The organism is Arcticibacter tournemirensis, assembly GCF_006716645.1.
Taxonomy (GTDB): Bacteria; Bacteroidota; Bacteroidia; order Sphingobacteriales; family Sphingobacteriaceae; genus Arcticibacter; species Arcticibacter tournemirensis.
The window spans coordinates 332,580-352,298 of sequence record NZ_VFPL01000002.1 but is presented as its reverse complement, the minus strand read 5'-3'; the positions used below and the strand labels follow the sequence as shown (position 1 = coordinate 352,298).

The window sequence follows — 19,719 nt, the reverse complement described above, 5'->3', positions numbered from 1 at the left end:
GTTTAGCCTGCTATCCTCTTTACCACTTCAAAATTACGATAGTTTTTTAGCTCACCCTCTACCACCTCGACTTTTTCGATCACCGCTTTATCGGGACCTTCGTTACACCATTCGATCATGTAATTTAATGAAAAGGAATCACCTTCAGCTTCTATATAAACTGTGCCGTCCGGTTGATTGATAATCAATCCTTTTATCGAAAGCTGATCCGCAATAGCTTTTGTTGCAGCCCTGAACGAAACGCCTTGCACTTTCCCGCTTATAGTAATATTCAAATGCTTCACTTTACTACACTTCTTCTTTAATGGTTGTAAAACTATAAGAATTGACCGCAGACCTTGCAGGTAATATAATTGCAAAATTAACTAAAATAGTGATATCTCAGCTGTTGGCTTTGGGTTTGGCAGTTGAGCAGTTGGCTTTTGGCAATTACACTTCAGTAATTAGCTTTATATAACAACCCCCAGCTTAACGTACACATATATAACTTTCAACTCTCCACTCTTCACTTTTAACTCTAGTTCCCTAAACCAATTTCGTTACTTCTGATTCCGGAGTCAGCGACAACCCATTCATTTTAGTTATCAGGTTTAGTCCGGGTTTTTTCCCTTTTTCCAGGCTCCCTAAGTTTTCGTCAACCTCAAGGAATCTTGCACCGTTTATTGTGGCCCACTTGATAGTTTCTGTAAGTTCGAGAGATGGAAAAGCCGCATGAAGGGTCTTTAGTTCCGAAAGGATGCATAAATTATCATTCGAAGCAAGGCTGTCTGTGCCTAGAGTGAGGTTGAAATCGTTGTGAAGAAACATTTCTATTTTAGGCAATCGCTTTTCAATATGAAGATTGGCATTTGGGCAAAAACAAAAAGTAACCTCCCGCTCCGATCGCTTAATAAAGTAAATATCTTTGAGGCTGGTATAGGTGTTGTGTACAAGCAACAGCTTCTGCTTTTCAGGAAGCAGCGGAATAAAGCTTTGTACAGAGTTCCTGGCCTGAGCTTTGAAAAAACTAATATCAATATTCAAATCCCTGTAAAAATCCAGGAAATCTCCGCTTTTATACCTGAAAAGCTTGTTCTCTTCTTCGCTCTCCTGATTGTGTATAGACAAAAGACTTCCTGTTTCCCAACAGAACTTACTCATAAATCTGAATAGTCTTCGCGAAACAGAATATGGAGCATGCGGCACAACAGAAGCTTTTAATGGCTTAAACTCTTCAAAAAGGTCAGCTCCGGCTCTAAATATGTCTTTGGCCCGGTCGGGCTCAAATCCTATCAGCTCAACAAATGTATGATAGTATATAGGGCTTTTTTGCTTTACCGCCTTTGAGTCAATCACATTTGAAATATCGCCTACAGCAACTATTCCGTTTTTATACATCATCCTGTCGGCTCTTTCCATTGCCTCAGCGGGATCCTCCTCAGGCGGTTTTCTTCTGGTCTTTACCACCTCTTTTATGAAGGGGATTAGTCCCGAACCTTTAGGGGTCTTGTTATGGAGCCACGATAATTCGAGATGACAATGGCAGTTAACAAAGCCAGGAACAATAACTCCCTGTAATCGCTGCACTTGTTTATCAGCCAGAGCAGGACTGTTTTCTTCATATATTTCAAGTATAGAACCTTTCTTAACTGCAATCGTTCCGTTCTTGACTGGTGACCCCGTAACTGGCAGAATGTAATCTGCGGAATAATAGTTTACCATAATTGAAATTTCCAAAACCCATCATCCCCTGTTAGTCAAACCTAAAAAAAATTTAGTTTTTACCGAAACAATATTTTACGCTGTTTTGTTTACCCTTTTTTGTTTGGTCGTGTATGTGACACTATCTCCCTCAGTCAGACGGGTAAGCAAAATAATATAAGACATACATCACATCCTCCCAACGACTTTTTAATATCTGTATATTGTAAAAGAGGGCGACTTCTGCGTCTTTCAGAATAATAATAATTACCTTTGAGCTGTGAATGAGGTTGTTGAAAAAAAGAATATACGAAACCTTTCAGTTGAAGAGCTAAAGAAGTTTTTAATTGCTGCAGGCGAACCTGGCTTCAGGGCAAAGCAGGTATCCGACTGGTTGTGGATGAAATCGGCGAGAGACTTCGACGAAATGAGCAATTTACCTAAAGCCTTGCGGGAGAAGCTGAAAGAGCAGTTTACGGTTAATGCAGCGACTGTGCACCAGTCCCAATATAGTTCCGATAAAACGATAAAAAATACATTTAAGCTTTCAGATGGAAATATCATTGAGGGCGTTTTGATACCAGCACCCGATCGAATGACCGCCTGTGTGAGTTCCCAGGTAGGGTGCAGCTTAACCTGCAAATTTTGTGCTACCGGATATATGGAACGGAAACGTAATCTCGACCCGGGCGAAATTTACGATCAGGTAGTGCTTATTGACAAGCAGGCACGCGAAAATTACGGCATTCCGCTATCGAATATAGTATATATGGGCATGGGCGAACCGTTGCTCAATTATGCTAACGTACTGAAGTCCGTTGATCGTATTACTTCAGAAGATGGCCTGAACATGTCGGCAAAACGGATTACCGTGTCGACCGCCGGCATCGCTAAGATGATCAAAAAGCTTGGCGACGATCAGGTAAAATTCAATCTCGCTCTTTCATTGCATGCTGCAAATGATACAAAACGTAATGAAATAATGCCTATCAATGAACAAAATACATTGAAATCTCTTGCCGAGGCCCTTAAGTACTATTTCATAAAAACGAAAAACCCGGTTACATATGAATATATTATTTTCGATGGTTTTAACGATGGATTACAGGACGCAGCAGAACTGGCTAAGTTTTGTAAGCACCTGCCCTGTAAAGTAAATATCATTGAATATAATCCTATTTCGTTTGCTTCTTTCCAAAATGCCGGAGAAGATAAGACAGAAGCTTTTGCAGTATATTTAAGGAAGCAGGGGATTATTACCAACGTGAGGCGAAGCAGGGGAAAAGATATTGATGCCGCATGTGGTCAGCTGGCCATTAAAGAGAAAGCATGACATGTAATTAATGAATGTAGTATTGAATTACGCGGGCGACTTCGTCTCGCTGTTCTTTCCTGAATTATGCCCGGCCTGTGGTCGGGGGCTAGTTAAAAATGAATCGGTCGTATGTACAGAATGCCGTTTCCATTTACCCTACACCAATTCCCATTTACAGCCTGATAATTCAATAGCACGACAATTCTGGGGAAGATTTCCGTTCGAATATGCAATGGCGTGCCTGTACTTTTATCAGAACTCTAAAGTTCAGAAATTGATTCATCAGCTAAAATACAATCATAAGCCGGAGGTTGGACATTGGCTGGGGCAGACTTATGGGAACCAGATCAGAGACTTTATCAGTATCGATCCTCCGGATATTATAGTGCCTGTCCCCTTACATAAGAGCAGGGAGAGAAAGAGAGGGTACAATCAAAGTGAACGTATTGCAAGCGGTTTGTCGACAGTATTAGGTATTCCTGTCGATTCTGAATCGCTATTGCGAAATCTTGCAACCAGTACTCAAACCAAAAAATCAAGATTTTTCAGATCGGAGAATATGACGAGTGCCTTTAATATCGTAAGGCCGGAGAACTTACAAGGGAAGCACTTACTGATCGTAGATGACGTAATAACAACGGGAGCAACGGTTGAAGCTTGTGCACTTACCTTACTGTCTGTTCCGGGAGTGAGGATCAGTATTGCCGCAATAGCCTTTACTATGTAAAAAGTATTTGGTTGTATATCAGTGTATTGTGAAATTTTTAAACTTTTTATTAAAATAAAGTAACTTTTTTTGAGTTTAACAGTATAAGTAATTGAGAGCGTTAATTTAGATAGAAAGAGCCGGCATACCCCCACGGTAACCGGCTTTTTCTTTTCTAAGCATCATCACGATATTCCTGTATTTTCAAAGTTCCTTGTAAAGTATAGATCCCAGCTTAGCGAAGAGTTCGGCGGGGGCAAACGGCTTTGATATATAATCATTCATCCCCGAATCAATAATTTCCTCGATTTGCTGGTTTGCTACAGTAGCGGTTAAAGCGATAATTGGAAGATCTTTAAACTCGCCATTGTTCATTCCCCGGATGATTCGGGTAGCCTTGATGCCGTCCAGAATTGGCATTTGAATATCCATAAATACGACGTCGTACCGCGCATTTTTTATTTTTTCAATCGCAATTTCACCATTTTCAGCAAAGTCGCTTGTGATTCCCCACTTGTTTAAAAGTTTTTTCATCACAAACCGGTTTATCTCATTGTCTTCAGCAATAAGTACATTTCCGGAAAGTTGTTTGTCGGGGTCAGTTTGTAAGGGCATCCTTTTAAAAGTGGTTAGTATTAAGAAAAGAGGTATTAGTTCCGGATTCAGAGCCTCCAAATCCGGAACTGTATGGTAAAAGTTTATTTATATAAAGGGAAGTCGGACATCATTGACTTTACTTCGTTTCTGATGCTTTCAAGCTTGCTGCTATTATTGGCGTCGGTGATAACCGAGTCGATAAATTCAACGATTTTTACCATATGCTCTTCCTTAAGACCCCTGGTAGTTATTGCCGCAGTACCAACACGTATCCCTGAGGTAATGAAAGGTGACTTATCATCAAATGGAACCATGTTTTTGTTCACGGTAATATGCGCCTGCTGAAGGGCAGCTTCGGCCACTTTCCCAGTTATATTTTTATTTCTCAGATCTATCAGCATCAGATGATTATCTGTGCCGCCCGAAATAATTTGATAGTCTCTTTCGGTAAGCGCTTTTGCCATTGCTGCAGCATTCTTTTTCACCTGAAGCGCGTATTCTCCGTATTCATCACTCAGTGCTTCGCCGAAAGCTACAGCCTTTGCTGCAATGATGTGCTCGAGCGGCCCGCCCTGCGTACCAGGAAATACCGCCATATCAAGCAGCGATGACATCATACGGGTCTCTCCCTTGGGAGTTTTGAGCCCGAAAGGATTTTCGAAATCTTTGCCCAGCATGATCATACCTCCCCGCGGCCCCCTGAGTGTCTTGTGAGTAGTGGTGGTAACTACGTGGCAATGCGGAAGAGGATTGTCCAAAAGTCCCTTCGCAATCAATCCTGCGGGATGAGAAATATCGGCAAGTACAAGCGCGCCTACCTTATCAGCCACTTCCCTAATGAATTTATAATCCCATTCTCTTGAGTATGCCGATGCACCGCATATAATCAGTTTAGGCTTTTCAGTTAAAGCAACTTCTTCGAGTTTCTTATAATCAATCAAGCCCGTTTCTTTACTTACGCCATAAAAGTGAGGAGAGTAAAGTTTGCCTGATGAATTTACTGCAGAGCCATGCGTTAGGTGACCTCCATGCGAAAGGTCAAATCCGAGGATTTTATCGCCCGGCTTCAGGAGTGCAAGAAAAACTGCGGAGTTTGCCTGTGCGCCGGCATGTGGCTGCACGTTTGCCCACTCAGCGCCAAATAATTTTTTCGCACGTTCTATAGCTATAGTTTCAACCTCATCAACTATTTCACAACCTCCATAATAACGTTTGCCGGGCAAACCCTCTGCATACTTGTTTGTAAGCACCGATCCGGCGGCTTCCATTACTTGTTTGCTTACAAAATTCTCTGATGCAATTAATTCAATGCCGCTTTCCTGGCGTTCCTGCTCTTGTTCGATGAGTTTAAAAACAACGTTGTCTTTGTTCATTAGTATTTGATTGTTAAAATTATTCAAATGCCGGTTCCGGTTTTTCTGTTACCCAAAAGTTATTAAATCCAAGACCTGTCTGTATGGATATCAGCTGTTGCTGCAGCATTTCCAGAACTGCAAGGAAGTTGTATATAAAATGTACTCTATTCTCCGAATTTTTTACGATCTCTGAAAAATCCATTTTTTTATTAAGCCTGAGCATTTCAGAAATGATTCGTTTCTGCTGTTCGATAGTATATGGATACTGTACTACGGTATGCGTAGCATCGGTACTACGCTGTTTATATCGGGATATTGCTTTATCATAGATGAGCATCAGGCGGTATAACCCTATAGTTGAGAGTTCTTCACCCGGCTCGGAGGTTTCAGCAATAAGTTCAAGATCCGATGCTATATTTCCCCGTTTTTCTTGTTTAAACCGCATGTCCTCAAGTATTCGAAACTCTTCCGAAACTGCTTTAAACTTTTTATATTCTAACAGTTTTTGAACAAGGTCGCGTTTCAGGTCCATCTCGTTCCCGTTTTCATCCATATCTGGTCTGGGAAGTAGCATCCTTGCCTTGATACGCATTAAAGTAGCAGCAACAAAAATGAACTCACTGGCGAGTTCAATATTTAATGCGTTCATTTGTTGGATATAAGCGAGGAAATCGTCGGTGATCTTTGCTATCGGAATAGAATGAATATCAAGCTCATCCCGCTCAATAAAGAACAGAAGGAGGTCAAATGGGCCTTCAAACTGGGGTAGTCTGATGTCGAAAGTATCATTCTGTATCACAAGTGGCTCAAAAATAAAGATTTAATTTCATCTATAAAACTGTTCTTCGAAGGCATTGAGATAAGCTGACATTTTACTGTGATTATTACCGGTTCAGATAGTTTGAATGGTAGAAAAGCTGCTTCTCAAGCACGGAAATTATTCGTATATTGATTTTGTAACAGGAATATTAAATAAAAGAGTAGCAAACAATATTTTCTAAATATTATTGAGTTACTTTGTGGTTTTAAATTTTACGCTGCTACAGTATGGAAGTAAAGGCGGGCGAACTGTTAGAAAACATTAACTACCCATCTGATTTAAAGAAACTTAGTGAGGCCGATCTGGAACGACTTTGCAAAGAATTGCGTCAGTATATTATTGACGTGGTTTCTGTAAATGGAGGTCACTTTGGTGCCAGCCTTGGCGTTGTAGAGCTGTCGGTGGCCTTGCACTACGTTCTCAATACTCCATACGACCAGCTCGTTTGGGATGTAGGCCATCAGGCTTACGGTCATAAAATTCTGACGGGGCGGCGTTCTGTTTTTCATACTAATAGAGTATATAAAGGAATCAGCGGCTTTCCTAAGCGCGGTGAAAGCGAATATGACACGTTTGGTGTAGGGCATTCTTCTACTTCGATATCGGCTGCATTAGGGATGGCCGTAGCTTCGAATCATAACGGCGAAAAAGACAGGCAGCATGTTGCAGTGATTGGCGACGGCGCAATGACGGCAGGGCTGGCATTTGAAGCGCTTAATCATGCAGGCATCGAGAACTCCAATCTTTTGGTGATACTCAATGATAACTGTATGTCTATAGATCCAAACGTAGGTGCCTTGAAAGAGTACCTTACTGCTATCACAACTTCCAGGCAGTATAACCGGTTCCGTGATGATATCGGGCATGTGCTTGCAAAGCTTTCCGAACTAGGCCCGAATGCCCTTCAGGTAGTCAAGAAAATAGAAAAAAGCATCAAGGGAACTTTACTGAAGGAGAGCAATCTTTTCGAAGCTCTTAATTTCCGTTATTTCGGCCCAATAGACGGACATGATGTAAAGCAATTGGTCAAAGTCTTAAAAGACCTTCGCAACATTCCGGGACCCAAGCTGCTACACTGCGTAACCGTTAAAGGTAAAGGTTTTGCTCTTGCGGAAAAGGATCAGACCAAATGGCACGCACCGGGACTTTTCGACAAGATCACTGGTGAAATTAAGAAGGTTAAAGCTGAAAAGCCTCAGCCTCCTAAGTACCAGGACGTTTTTGGCCACACGCTAGTGGAACTTGCCGAGAAGAATCCTGCAATAATGGGTGTAACGCCCGCAATGCCGAGTGGAAGTTCTCTAAACATTATGATGAAGGCCATGCCCGATCGCGCCTTTGATGTCGGCATTGCCGAACAGCATGCCGTTACATTTTCGGCTGGTTTAGCTACCAGAGGGAAGCTGCCCTTTTGCAATATCTATTCCAGCTTCATGCAAAGAGCCTATGATCAGGTGATACATGATGTGGCGATACAAAACCTGAATGTCGTCTTTTGCCTGGACAGGGCCGGAATGGCCGGGGCCGACGGCGCAACCCACCATGGTGCTTACGACCTCGCCTACATGCGATGCATTCCCAATATGATCGTTTCGGCTCCAATGAATGAAGAAGAACTGCGGAACCTGATGTTTACAGCTCAGCAGGACAATATGGGGCCTTTTTCTATCCGCTATCCAAGAGGGACAGGTGTTATGCCTGACTGGAGAAGGCCGATGAAAGTGGTTCCTGTAGGAAAAGGCAGGAAGGTGTGTGATGGCGAAGAGCTAGCCATCCTTACGATAGGGCATATTGGGAATGAAGCAGTAAAGGCCTGCCATGAATTAAACGCAGAGGGCATTCATCCGGCACATTATGATCTGCGTTACTTAAAGCCACTTGACGAAGAACTCTTGCATGAGGTGTTCGCTAACTTTAAAAAGGTTATCACGGTTGAAGATGGATGTATCCAGGGAGGAATGGGAAGCGCAGTGCTGGAGTTTATGGCGGATAATGATTATACAGCCAGGGTGATAAGGTTAGGAATCCCTGATAAAATAATAGAACACGGTGAGCAACCTGAGTTGTGGGCAGAATGCGGATACGATTCATTTTCTATTGTAAATGCAGTTAAAAAAATAGTTGTCGGTGTGACCACGAGAACCATGGCATCCTAAGTTTATTTTTACTTGAATAAGTGATATTCGGATCCAATTAATGATTTGAAAAATTTGCTTTTTTAAGATTGTAGATATATCTTCGTACCATTACGGCAAGACTATTCCGCATATGCAGGTGTAGTCTTGTTTGTTTTTTATACACTTCTATTAAATTAATTGAGATATGGCAGAGATAACTTATTATAGTAAAGAAGGATTAGAAAAATTAAAAGAGGAACTACATTTTTTAAAGACACAGGGGCGTGCTCAGATTGCAAAAGCCATAGCTGAGGCGCGTGATAAAGGCGATCTTTCCGAAAATGCCGAGTACGATGCAGCCAAGGAAGCACAGGGTCACCATGAATCAAAAATAGCTAAACTTGAGAATACGCTGGCTAATGCAAGATTAATTGACGAATCGAAACTCGACACGTCAAAGGTACTTGCCCTTTCCATTGTAAAGATCAAAAATACCAGGAACGGAGCAACGATGACTTATCAGCTCGTATCTGAAACGGAAGCAGATCTAAAGTCGGGTAAAATCTCTGTAAAGTCGCCGATTGCGCAGGGCCTGCTTGGAAAGTCTGTTGGTGATAAAGCGGAAATTGCAGTACCGGCAGGTAAGATGGAATTTGAAGTTTTAGAAATATCACGATAATTTAAAGGAAATGGCTTCACTTTTTTCAAAGATCGTAGCAGGAGAGATTCCCGCACATAAGGTGGCCGAAGATGAAAGCTTCCTGGCTTTTCTCGATATTAATCCTCTCGTTGAGGGCCATGTACTCGTTATTCCCAAGAAGGAGGAAGATTATATCTTCGATCTCGACGATGATACATACCTCGGCCTGCATGCTTTCGCCAAGAGAGTAGCAGTTGCAATACGTAAAGCAATCCCCTGCAAAAGGGTAGGCGTAGCAGTTATTGGCCTGGAAATACCTCATGCCCATATTCATCTTGTTCCGATGAATCAGATGGACGATATAAATTTCTCCAGACCCAAGCTTCATCCTTCAGGGGAAGAACTAAGGGAAACTGCCGAAAAGATCCGGGCAGCCTTTTAAACACACAAACACATAATAATCCGAAAAGCAGAAGGAATGCAGGTGCAAAGTTTGCGTCGGCATTCCCTCTGCTTTTTGTTGTTACCCTGAGGTAGCCTCGTATTTATGCTTGCAGGTAAGCACTTGATTTCCGGAATGTAATTTTGAGAAGCGACGATTTGCCTCTACTTTCAGATCTTTCCTTTTATTTTTTTAGGATTGTCCTTAACGTATGTTTCCCATCCCGAATAAGTCTTTTGATCGCTGGTGCCCGTTATTTTCTGAAAAGAATGACACACCGCCACAGCGAGGCCGTCGGTAGCATCCAAAAACTCGGGAGTTTCCTTAAACTTGAGGAGTGTCTGCAGCATGGCAGCAACCTGTTCCTTTGATGCGTTCCCGTTTCCCGTAATAGACTGCTTGATTTTACGGGGAGAATACTCGAAAATGGGAATGTCGCGTGAGAGGGCTGCTGCAATAGCTATGCCTTGTGCCCGGCCAAGCTTAAGCATTACCTGGATGTTTTTCCCGTAAAACGGAGCTTCAATAGCCAGGCAGTCAGGGTGGTATTCGTCAATAAGAGCAATCGTTTTTTCAAAAATGCGCTTGAGCTTGAGAGAATGATCGGCAAGATGGTCCATTTTAACCACCCCAAGGCTGATCATCTCCGTCCTGGTTTTTATCTCCTTCACAAGGCCGTATCCCATTACTGCTGTTCCCGGGTCTATCCCGAGAATGATTCGTTCGTTCGACTTTTCACTTTGCATCCAATGACAATATTACGCTTTTTCCGTCGGAAGGGTGATATGTTGTGTGTTGCAGGTTGCAGGTTGTAAGTTGTGTGTTGCAGGTTGTGGGCTGCGAGATGCAGGTTGTGTGTCGCGAGATGCGGGTTTCGGACTGTTAGATGTGAGTTGAAGGTTGCGGATGGTATGCCTGCAGACGCTAAAAAGAACGAGGCTGCCTCAAAGTATTTTTAACCAGCAAAATGATGAAATCTGTTCAATGAAAAGAAGGTTACAGGTGTAATTTTTCATTAGAGATTTTCATTGAAATTTTAACAATAAAAAGAGGCTGAACTCACTTTTGAGACAGCCTCGTCTTTAATAAACTTAAATCTTTATGTTTGAGTGTGTAGCCTTACAACCCACAACCCACAACCCACAACCCACAATTCAAAACACCAATATCATCATCTGGGCCATAAGTATCCTTAATATCATCGTTAAAGGATACACTGTGGCGTATGTTATAGCAGGAGCATCAGAGCCTGCAGAGTAGGTTGCAAAGGCGAGCGCAGGAGGATCAGTGGAAGCGCCCGACAGTAACCCACAGATCTCAAAATAACTGCATTTAAATACCAGTTTTGCCACAAAACCCATAATAAGTAAGGGAATAAGCGTGATCATTACTCCGTAAGACATCCAATAAAGCCCGTCACCATTCACAAGTATTTCGACAAAGTGCTCGCCGCTTGATAACCCAACACTAGCTAAGAACAGCACGATCCCGATCTCACGAAGCATTAAGTTAGCTCCTTGTGTAACGTATGGGGTCAAATATAATTTAGGGCCGAAGCGGCTCATAAGAATAGCAACAATCAGAGGTCCGCCGGCGAGACCGATTTTTACAGGAGCAGGAATGCCCGGTACAGCAAATGGGATGCTGCCAAATAACACACCGATTACAATTCCGAAGAAGATAGGTGCGAGATTAGGGTGATCCAGTCGTTTTAGTGAGTTTCCAAGCACTTTAGCGAATAAAGTTACAGCCTCTTCACGGCCAACCGCGGTAACAATATCACCTATCTGGAAGATAGTATCCGTCGTAGCGACGAACTCAATACCGGCGCGGCTAATTCTTGTGATGGTGAAGTCCTGATTGTTAATGAAACGCTGACTTCCGATCGTCTTGTAGGTCACCTCTTCCTTTGTAACCACAATCCGCCTTGAAATAATGTTACTCTTCATTTTGATCAGGTCAACTTCACTTTCCTTACCCACCAGTATCTTTAACTTACCAAAATCTTCTTTAGGAGCTACCGCCAGAATAATATCACCCTCGTGAAGTATAGTTTCGGAATCAGGTGTGCTGATCTCACCATCATGGTAAATACGTGAAATGACAATCTTGGTATTGATGATCGATTTGATAACCTTCAACGGTTGATTGAACAATTGTGGGTTGTCAATCTCAAGATTAATTGTTGAAGGAGCCGGCATGCCCTGAAGCAGGCGCTCCTTATGAGCGGCCTTTTCCTTTGAAAGGTCAACTTTAAAAATATATCGCAGAAAGATCAGTACCAGAATGATCCCGATAACACCAAAAGGGTAAGCTACAGCGTAGCCTAAACCCAGATTTGGGGTCTCTACATTCAGCCCTGAAGCTTTCATATCTGCTAAAGCCTGTTGCGCAGCACCTAAGCCAGGAGTATTGGTCACCGCACCCGACATAATACCCGCCATTACTGCGATAGGTGTATTGGTAATGTAATGAATGGTTACAGTTACCAGAACGCCCGTTAGTACTACGCCTGCTGCGAGGATATTCAAAGAAAGTCCCTGCTTTTTTAGCGAAGAGACAAATCCGGGTCCCACCTGCAAGCCGATACTATATACAAACAATATCAAGCCAAATTCTCTCGCGAAGTGTTCTACTTCCTTATTGATTAAAAGATGAAAGTGTGATGCGATAATTCCGACAAACAGTACCCATGTAATTCCTAACGAAATGTTGAAGATTTTAACCTTCCCAAGTGTCACTCCTATGGCAATTACTAGTCCATAGATAAGAACAGCATGTGCAACCGAGTCTTTTGTAAATAATTCTAAAAGCCAATTCATGTTCGCTTTATTCTGTATAAAAATGTTATATAATTAAATAGTTAATTTGATCTAAGCGCCAACTGCTGCTAAATCTTTATGTTATTTTGCTTTTATTGATTAATGAAAAAAAATGAAACATTGGTTAAATTGTTAATTTGTCTTTTAATTAGTTAATTCTGCAGGAGCTGACATGATATTTGTCATATTTTCATCGAAAATGCGCAAGAGGAATTGTCTGATGTAATCTGAATCCACCTTTCTGCCGCTTTCCTGCTGTAAATCTTAGAAATGAAAACGGACTGCAAAATGACAAACGTCACTTTAATAAATGATAAAACACATCGGGCCTGATCGTGGTTTACTTATACTTTAATCGGGAATTTCCCCTGATTCTACTAATAAATGCCCTATGGAAAATTTGCAGAATGAAGATGGAATTATGGAGGCGCTTAAAGCGCCCCTGGTATTAATTGAACAACTTCACCGCTTTTGCGTAACATTGCACCAAACTTAGAACAGCTTGAATCAAAAAAGTAAAAAAGTTGTCAGTATTCTGGTTAAGGTGGCGGTATTGGTTCTGGCCACTGTATTTATTGTTTATAAGTTAAATAATAATACTAACCTCCATAATTTCAATATGCTGATCGGCAATTTGACAGCAGAGAAGGTGTATTTTACTTTGGTTGGGATCTTTCTTTTGATGCTGCTCAACTGGTTCCTTGAAGCGTTAAAGTGGAAGTACCTTGTGCGGCAGATAGAAAAGATCAGTGTGGCGAAAGCAGTAGAATCGGTGTTTTGTGGACTGACCTGGGCTATTTTTACTCCTAACCGCATCGGCGAATACGGGGGGCGCGTATTTTTCCTTTCTCCGCGGAGACGTGTATTCGGCGCCATAGCAATGGGTATAGGGGCTATAGGGCAAATGGTTATTACCAATGTTTTGGGAGCAATCGCTGTGCTATGGTTTATAAGGACTTTTCTCGTTATAAGTACGGAGCTTTATTATATCCTTTTTGTCGCAACCCTGATCTTTTGCCTGTTCTTCTTGCTGTTCTATTTCAATATAAGGTGGCTCAACAGGGTTCTTAATAAAATTGCTTTCTTGAAAAGATTCCGGAAATTTTTCATGATACTTGCCAGCTATCGGAGAGGCAACCTTTTAGTGGTTTTTAATTTTTGTATTGCACGTTTTATTGTTTTTACTTCGCAATACTATTTAATAATTAATATGCTGTTGCCGGAGCTTCCGGTATTCTCCATGATCATGATGATATTTATTTTGTTTTTTATACAGTCGGCTTTACCCTCGCTTGATCTTCTCGATGTTGGAGTAAGAACTATGACTGCAACTTATTTTTTCAGTTTCATCACCCAGCAGGAAGTCGCAATTATGGCATCAACCGCTTGCATTTGGTTAATTAACCTCATTGTTCCTGCTATTATCGGTATTCCGTTTGTTTTTAAGCTTAATTTCTTTGGTACTAATCGTAGTTAATGTTTTATCAGCTCTGCTTACATTAATATATGTAACAGTTGTTTTGTTCTTCAGAAGAGGATGGCTCCGGATCCTGCATTTTAAAAATGGCGACTCCAAGCCTGTTACTAAAGTGAGCATTCTGATTGCCGCAAGGAATGAAGAATCGAAAATTGCTCATACTATTCAGGATATTCTGGAGCAAACATATCCTTCTGAATTGTGGGAGTTGATTGTTGTCGATGACCATTCTACAGATAAGACTCCTGATATTGTACAATCTTTTGCCGACAGGGGCGTGAAGCTTTTAAAGCTCAATGAAAAGGAGAAGCTTAATTCGTACAAGAAGAAAGCCATTTCCGAGGCTATTCAGATGGCGGAAGGAGAGCTGATTGTTACAACGGATGCCGACTGTCGGATGAATAAAGATTGGCTCACAACCATTGTAAGTTATTACAACGAAAATAACTTGAAATTGGTCTCATCACCTGTAATATACAATGAAGAGAAAAGCTTTTTTGAGCGGCTTCAGACGCTTGAGTTCTTATACCTGATCGGCCTGGGCGCTTCCTCCATCGGTAACCGCATTCCATCCACTTGTAACGGTGCCAATCTTGCTTATAGAAAGGACGTCTTTAACGAGTTAGGTGGCTTCAGGGGAATAGATGATCTGGCCTCGGGCGACGACGAGCTTTTTTTGCATAAAGTGGCTTCGCGCTACCCTGATGGTATAGGTTTTTGTAAGTCCGCTGAAGCGGTGGTATATACCGACGCAAAAGCTAATCTGAAAGAATTTATCCGCCAGCGAAAACGCTGGGCTTCTAAAAGCACCCGCTATAAAAATAAAAATATTGTTCTGTTGGGCATATCCATCTGGGCTTTCAACCTTATAATCTTAGTAAACTTACTTTTAGGTATTTATAATTCCCTTTACTTACTCTCTGCGCTCCTCTCCTTGTTATTAAAGCTGATTGCAGAATGGATGTTTTTATCACCGGTGACAGCATTTGCAAAAAGAAGAGAATTATTATGGTATCTTCCGCTACTTACTGTTATTCATATTGTTTATATTATATATATTGGCATTGCCGGCAATTCGGGTAAATATGTATGGAAAGGACGATTGGTAAGATAAACGTTGGAATTGAAGGGATTGGCTACCTGTAAATTGGGTTTAAGCGAATATTTAGTTTAATTTTGCCCGGGAAGTATCATTTTGAGATTAGATAGAGATATAAATAAACAGCCTTCGGAAAGTGACCTGGTTCAGCTCCTGCTCAAGCGGCAGGCCGAGTTGAATGCTTTGCTGGAAGTAACCTTGGCAATCAACAAAAACAGTGCTGCCTCTGTACTTTTTGAAATGCTCGAAGTTATCCTTCGGGTAAATTTGAAAGTGGGAAGGATGAGACTTCTTGTAAAAGAGGGAGGGCAGTTTGGCTGTGTTACAGGTTTTGGAAGCTATACAGAAAAGCCGGAAGATTATCAAAAGATATGTAGTCTTCTCGGACCACTCAAGACGATATCTTCTTTAAGTGGTTACTCCGACAATCTTCTCGGCGGCTACGATTTTTTTGTCCCTGTCAGGCATAAAAATAATACCCTTGCGTTTGTTCTGATAGGAGATTTCAACACGGTTCCCGAACTGTTGAGTCACGAGCTTAACTACATCCAAACGCTGATCAATATAATAGTGGTGGCACTCGAAAATAAAAAGCTCTTTCACGAACGAGTGCAGCGCGAACGTTTCCAACGCGACATTGAGCTCGCCGGAGAAGTTCAGAATATGCTTGTGCCTCTGCGCCTGCCAAAGAGCGAAAAGTTTGAAATAGCGGCCACGTATCTTCCCCATCAAAATATAGGAGGCGACTACTTCGATTTTATTCGTCTGAATGAGCATGAGTTTTTATGGTGTATTGGTGATGTTTCCGGAAAAGGCATTTCCGCTGCTCTTCTGATGGCTAATCTCCAGGCAAGCCTGAGGGCCTGGGCGTCGGTAGAGAGCAACCTCGATCATCTTATCCGGAAGCTGAATGACGTGGTTACAAAAAATACGAAGGGAGAGCGCTTTATCACGCTGTTTCTGGGCCGATATAATGAGGTAACGCGCGAAGTAGAATACGTGAACGCTGGTCATAACGCCCCAATCCTTATCGCAAATTGTAAACCGACCTTTCTAAAGGATGGATCAACTATGTTAGGCGTGTTTGACGATCTTCCCTTTGTTCGTACCGGGCGGCTTTCTGTCCCCGAAAATGCCCTTATCTTTAATTACACCGATGGCCTGATAGAAAGCGCCGATGAGGATGTGTTCGTAACCGAAGATGAACTGGTGAAATACCTGACAGATCACTGCGACTTGCACTCAAATCAGATTAATAAAGGAATCCTCTCCGAAATTCAAACAGCGAAAAATGCACAGATGCATTCCGATGACATCACGCTGCTCACCCTGAAGATCTACTAGCATGTTCAGTAGCAAGTAGCAAGATGATAGTATCAAGTATATCTCAGTATCAAGTAGCTAGTATCAAGTATCAAGATAAAGTTTCTGATGTTTAGGGCCTGCCTTTATTGAACGTAAGGTTATGCGATGTAGGATTGACTTTAGGAGAAGTGTTTTATGTAAATGGTGTAGAAGCACGCTAATATGCATTATGTCTTGATACTTGATACTAGTTACTTGATACTTATTTACTAATTGTTATTTTTGAAAGATGCTTTTCTCGTATTATCAGGAAGAATTTATTGAAGCGGGCTGCGACGAAGCGGGAAGAGGATGTCTCGCCGGGCCGGTGTTTGCTGCTGCAGTGATATTGCCGCGCGATTTCACGCATGAGCAGCTTACTGATTCCAAGCAGCTCTGTGAAGAGGATCGTTATGAGCTTCGCAAGATCATTGAGAATAAAGCAATCGCTTACGCCGTTGCACAGGTTGATCATGATGAGATAGACCGGATAAATATCCTAAATGCTTCATTTCTTGCCATGCATAAAGCGCTGGATATGCTCCACATCCGCCCTGGCTTTGTGCTGATTGACGGCAACCGGTTTAAAAAGTATCAGGAAGTTCCCCATGCCTGTATTGTCAAGGGTGATGGGAAGTATTTTTCTATCGCAGCGGCCTCAATCCTTGCTAAAACATACCGCGACGACTTTATGAAAGAACTGGCCATCCTCCATCCCGAGTACGACTGGTGCAGTAATAAAGGATATCCCACCATAAAACACCGTAATGCTGTGCTGCGATATGGATTTTCACCTTACCACCGCCGAACGTTCAGGGTTACTGATCCACAGCTGGCGTTAGAGCTGATTTGATTTTTCTCCTCAAAGCCCTGAAACCTGTCGTAATCAGAAAGTTTTTCTGGTGAACCGTGCCGCTAGAGGATATTTTCAGGAAATAGACTTACCGGTCCACATCATTCTCAAATAAAACGTATTTTTGGCAGTAATCCTCAATACAAACAATGAAAAATACAGCATTAACCGACATACATATTTCTCTCGGTGCTAAAATGGTTCCTTTTGCAGGATACAATATGCCCGTGCAATATGAAGGAATCAACGCCGAACATCTTACGGTAAGAACCGGAGTGGGAGTTTTCGACGTCAGCCATATGGGAGAGTTTATTCTTAAAGGAGAAAAAGCGCTCGATCTGATTCAAAAGGTTACTTCTAATGACGCATCAAAGCTGGTAGATGGTAAAGTGCAATATTCCTGTCTTCCAAATGAAACCGGAGGCATCGTCGATGATCTTTTAGTTTACCGTATTGATGAGAAAACCTATATGCTGGTTGTTAATGCCTCAAACACTGAAAAAGACTGGAACTGGATTTCAAAATATAACAACTACGGCGTGGAGATGAAAGATATTTCTGACCGTACTTCTTTACTTGCAGTGCAAGGTCCTAAAGCGACAGAAGTTCTGCAAAAGCTGACCGAAACGGATCTTTCCTCCATGGAATACTATTCCTTTAAAAAAGGGACTTTCGCAGGTATAGAGAATGTGCTAATATCAGCAACGGGGTATACAGGTGCTGGCGGCTTTGAAATCTATGTAGATAACGCTCATGCTCAGCATATCTGGGATGCGATTTTTATCGCGGGGACAGATGCAGGAATTAAGCCAATAGGGTTGGGGGCCCGCGACACGCTTCGTCTGGAAATGGGCTTCTGTCTCTACGGAAATGACATTGATGATACCACGTCGCCACTTGAGGCCGGACTGGGTTGGATAACGAAGTTTACAAAAGACTTTGTGAATTCAGACAAGCTTGCAGAACAAAAGAAGAATGGAGTGGAACGTAAGCTTGTGGGTTTTGAAATGATTGAAAGAGGCATTCCGAGGCACGATTATGAAATAGTTGATGCAGAAGGAAATACCATAGGAAAGGTTACTTCCGGAACCCAGTCGCCATCGCTTCAGAAAGCCGTTGGAATGGGATATGTCAAAACAGCTTTCTCCACTCCCGGAACCGAAGTATTTATTAAGATCCGGAATGCCTCTGTAAAGGCATGCGTTGTGAAACTACCTTTCTATAAAGCATAAGAGTTGAAAGTAGTACAATTAACATCCCCGGAACAATTAAAGATCGAAGTTTGTCTTACACCGGCCTTGTTGCCTTTGTATGATATAGAGAATAGCATCGTTGTTGTAATCGACATTTTCCGAGCTACTTCTTCTATCTGTTATGGCATAGAAAACGGAGCAGCAGCAATTATCCCGGTATCAAAAGTAGAAGAGTGCGCGGCTTATCACGGTACCGAATGTTTGCTTGCGGCGGAGCGCGACGGCGAAGTAGTGGAAGGCTTTGACTTCGGTAACTCTCCCTTTGCTTATACCGCCGAAAAAGTGGCCGGGAAGACGGTGGTACTTACCACTACTAACGGTACGCACGCCATCCACCTCTCACGGCAGGCAAAGAAGATTGCAATAGGATCGTTCTTTAACCTTACTTCTTTGTCCGAATGGCTCATCAGTCAGCAGGAAAATGTTCTTTTAGTCTGTGCGGGATGGAAGAATAAGTTTAATCTTGAAGATACCATATTTGCAGGCGCCGTTGTAAGCCAGTTACAGTCCTCAGGCTATAAGCCAGATGACTCTTCAATCGCAGCCCTCGATTTATACGACCTCGCGAAAGACGACCTGCGGGCTTACCTTAAGAAAACTTCGCATAGCGAGCGGTTGAAAAAGTTAGGCATAGAAGCAGATATCGCCTTTTGTCTGAATGTGGATATCACCCGGGCTATACCGGTGCTCGAAGGGGATAAGCTGGTGAAGTTATAACACGGGAGTTCGGATAGAGATCTGCCGGCTCCTGATTTTACATTAGCTTTTCGTTGTTTTTATGACGGTCAGCATCACGGATGCTCTTTTTTTTCAGGTTCTTTTCCAGCGCTTCAGTCAGGTTTATTCCTGTTTGATTTGCCAGACAGATCAGTACAAAAAGCACATCGGCCATCTCATCTCCCAGATCAACTTTTTTATCCGATTCTTTGAATGACTGTTCGCCGTACCTGCGTGACATAATGCGCGCGACTTCGCCCACTTCCTCCATTAAAATAGCGGTATTGGTGAGTTCGTTGAAATACCTTATGCCTGTGGTCTTAATCCAGTTGTCAACCAGCGTTTGTGCTTCATCAATAGTCATAATAGCTCTTTGCTTTGTTGTCGTAAAGTTGCCGATTATATCCCTTATTTCCTATGCGGATAACACAGGGAGAGGAAATCTACAGGGCGGTCTCAGCAGGTATTTTACATGCTGGAGT

The 19,719-nt window shown here is 42.3% G+C and carries 19 protein-coding genes; 11 read left to right on the top strand and 8 right to left on the bottom strand.

Features of this window, described 5'->3' with window-relative positions; genetic code table 11:
- Nucleotides 1-2: 2 nt before the first annotated feature.
- Both BDE36_RS23000 and BDE36_RS22995 read right to left on the bottom strand, forming a co-directional pair.
- Entirely contained in the window at nt 3-284 is a 282-nt protein-coding gene (locus BDE36_RS23000) for an acylphosphatase (RefSeq protein ID WP_128769966.1), read from the bottom strand.
- A gap of 241 nt (nt 285-525) precedes the next feature.
- Nucleotides 526-1,701 (bottom strand): amidohydrolase family protein, encoded by a 1,176-nt coding sequence (locus BDE36_RS22995; RefSeq protein WP_141816861.1) that lies wholly within the window; start codon nt 1,699-1,701, stop codon nt 526-528.
- Between the two features lie 259 nt (nt 1,702-1,960).
- Here BDE36_RS22995 and rlmN point away from each other — a divergent pair, with 259 nt between their 5' ends.
- Together rlmN and BDE36_RS22985 are read left to right on the top strand one after the other, a co-directional pair.
- Nucleotides 1,961-3,013: a dual-specificity RNA methyltransferase RlmN gene (rlmN, locus tag BDE36_RS22990; protein ID WP_141816860.1), complete on the top strand. Its 1,053-nt coding sequence runs from the start codon at nt 1,961-1,963 to the stop codon at nt 3,011-3,013.
- 10 nt (nt 3,014-3,023) lie between these two features.
- A complete protein-coding gene (locus BDE36_RS22985) occupies nt 3,024-3,722 on the top strand; it encodes a ComF family protein (RefSeq protein ID WP_141816859.1) in 699 nt (232 codons plus the stop codon).
- Between the two features lie 183 nt (nt 3,723-3,905).
- Here BDE36_RS22985 and BDE36_RS22980 read toward each other — a convergent pair whose 3' ends face one another.
- From BDE36_RS22980 to BDE36_RS22970, 3 genes are all read right to left on the bottom strand, one after another.
- Nucleotides 3,906-4,316 carry a response regulator gene (locus BDE36_RS22980; protein WP_141816858.1) on the bottom strand — a complete coding sequence of 137 codons (411 nt, stop codon included), beginning with the start codon at nt 4,314-4,316 and terminating at the stop codon, nt 3,906-3,908.
- A gap of 83 nt (nt 4,317-4,399) precedes the next feature.
- Nucleotides 4,400-5,671 (bottom strand): serine hydroxymethyltransferase, encoded by a 1,272-nt coding sequence (gene glyA / locus BDE36_RS22975; RefSeq protein WP_141816857.1) that lies wholly within the window; start codon nt 5,669-5,671, stop codon nt 4,400-4,402.
- Nucleotides 5,672-5,690: 19 nt separating this feature from the next.
- Nucleotides 5,691-6,452, bottom strand: a complete 762-nt coding sequence (locus BDE36_RS22970) for a segregation and condensation protein A (RefSeq protein ID WP_170205942.1) — start codon at nt 6,450-6,452, stop codon at nt 5,691-5,693.
- A 248-nt stretch (nt 6,453-6,700) separates the two neighbouring features.
- Here BDE36_RS22970 and dxs point away from each other — a divergent pair, with 248 nt between their 5' ends.
- The 3 genes from dxs (at nt 6,701) to BDE36_RS22955 (ending at nt 9,672) form a co-directional block, all read left to right on the top strand.
- Nucleotides 6,701-8,629 (top strand): 1-deoxy-D-xylulose-5-phosphate synthase, encoded by a 1,929-nt coding sequence (gene dxs, locus BDE36_RS22965; RefSeq protein WP_141816856.1) that lies wholly within the window; start codon nt 6,701-6,703, stop codon nt 8,627-8,629.
- A gap of 166 nt (nt 8,630-8,795) precedes the next feature.
- On the top strand, nt 8,796-9,269 hold the full coding sequence (gene greA, locus BDE36_RS22960; RefSeq protein ID WP_141816855.1) for a transcription elongation factor GreA: 474 nt from the start codon (nt 8,796-8,798) through the stop codon (nt 9,267-9,269).
- 10 nt (nt 9,270-9,279) lie between these two features.
- Nucleotides 9,280-9,672 (top strand): HIT family protein, encoded by a 393-nt coding sequence (locus BDE36_RS22955; protein WP_141816854.1) that lies wholly within the window; start codon nt 9,280-9,282, stop codon nt 9,670-9,672.
- Nucleotides 9,673-9,842: 170 nt separating this feature from the next.
- Here BDE36_RS22955 and ruvC read toward each other — a convergent pair whose 3' ends face one another.
- Both ruvC and BDE36_RS22945 read right to left on the bottom strand, forming a co-directional pair.
- Nucleotides 9,843-10,418, bottom strand: coding sequence for a crossover junction endodeoxyribonuclease RuvC (gene ruvC / locus BDE36_RS22950; RefSeq protein WP_141816853.1), 576 nt, complete (start codon nt 10,416-10,418; stop codon nt 9,843-9,845).
- A gap of 408 nt (nt 10,419-10,826) precedes the next feature.
- Nucleotides 10,827-12,494 (bottom strand): putative transporter, encoded by a 1,668-nt coding sequence (locus tag BDE36_RS22945; protein WP_141816852.1) that lies wholly within the window; start codon nt 12,492-12,494, stop codon nt 10,827-10,829.
- Nucleotides 12,495-12,996: 502 nt separating this feature from the next.
- On the opposite strand from BDE36_RS22945, the gene BDE36_RS22940 reads away from it, so the two are divergent.
- The 6 genes from BDE36_RS22940 (at nt 12,997) to BDE36_RS22915 (ending at nt 19,237) form a co-directional block, all read left to right on the top strand.
- Complete coding sequence (locus tag BDE36_RS22940; RefSeq protein ID WP_141816851.1) at nt 12,997-13,971, top strand: lysylphosphatidylglycerol synthase domain-containing protein; 975 nt, start codon at nt 12,997-12,999, stop codon at nt 13,969-13,971.
- Nucleotides 13,952-15,085, top strand: a complete 1,134-nt coding sequence (locus tag BDE36_RS22935) for a glycosyltransferase family 2 protein (protein ID WP_235904252.1) — start codon at nt 13,952-13,954, stop codon at nt 15,083-15,085. The genes BDE36_RS22940 and BDE36_RS22935 overlap by 20 nt, the downstream gene beginning before the upstream one ends.
- Nucleotides 15,086-15,166: 81 nt before the next feature.
- Complete coding sequence (locus BDE36_RS22930; protein WP_235904253.1) at nt 15,167-16,414, top strand: PP2C family protein-serine/threonine phosphatase; 1,248 nt, start codon at nt 15,167-15,169, stop codon at nt 16,412-16,414.
- A gap of 250 nt (nt 16,415-16,664) precedes the next feature.
- Nucleotides 16,665-17,267 (top strand): ribonuclease HII, encoded by a 603-nt coding sequence (locus BDE36_RS22925; RefSeq protein WP_141816849.1) that lies wholly within the window; start codon nt 16,665-16,667, stop codon nt 17,265-17,267.
- Nucleotides 17,268-17,416: 149 nt separating this feature from the next.
- On the top strand, nt 17,417-18,499 hold the full coding sequence (gene gcvT, locus BDE36_RS22920) for a glycine cleavage system aminomethyltransferase GcvT (RefSeq protein ID WP_141816848.1): 1,083 nt from the start codon (nt 17,417-17,419) through the stop codon (nt 18,497-18,499).
- A 3-nt stretch (nt 18,500-18,502) separates the two neighbouring features.
- Nucleotides 18,503-19,237: a 2-phosphosulfolactate phosphatase gene (locus BDE36_RS22915; protein WP_128769981.1), complete on the top strand. Its 735-nt coding sequence runs from the start codon at nt 18,503-18,505 to the stop codon at nt 19,235-19,237.
- A gap of 37 nt (nt 19,238-19,274) precedes the next feature.
- Here the strand turns inward: BDE36_RS22915 and BDE36_RS22910 are convergent, their stop codons facing one another.
- A complete protein-coding gene (locus tag BDE36_RS22910) occupies nt 19,275-19,601 on the bottom strand; it encodes a nucleotide pyrophosphohydrolase (protein ID WP_141816847.1) in 327 nt (108 codons plus the stop codon).
- Nucleotides 19,602-19,719: the final 118 nt, after the last annotated feature.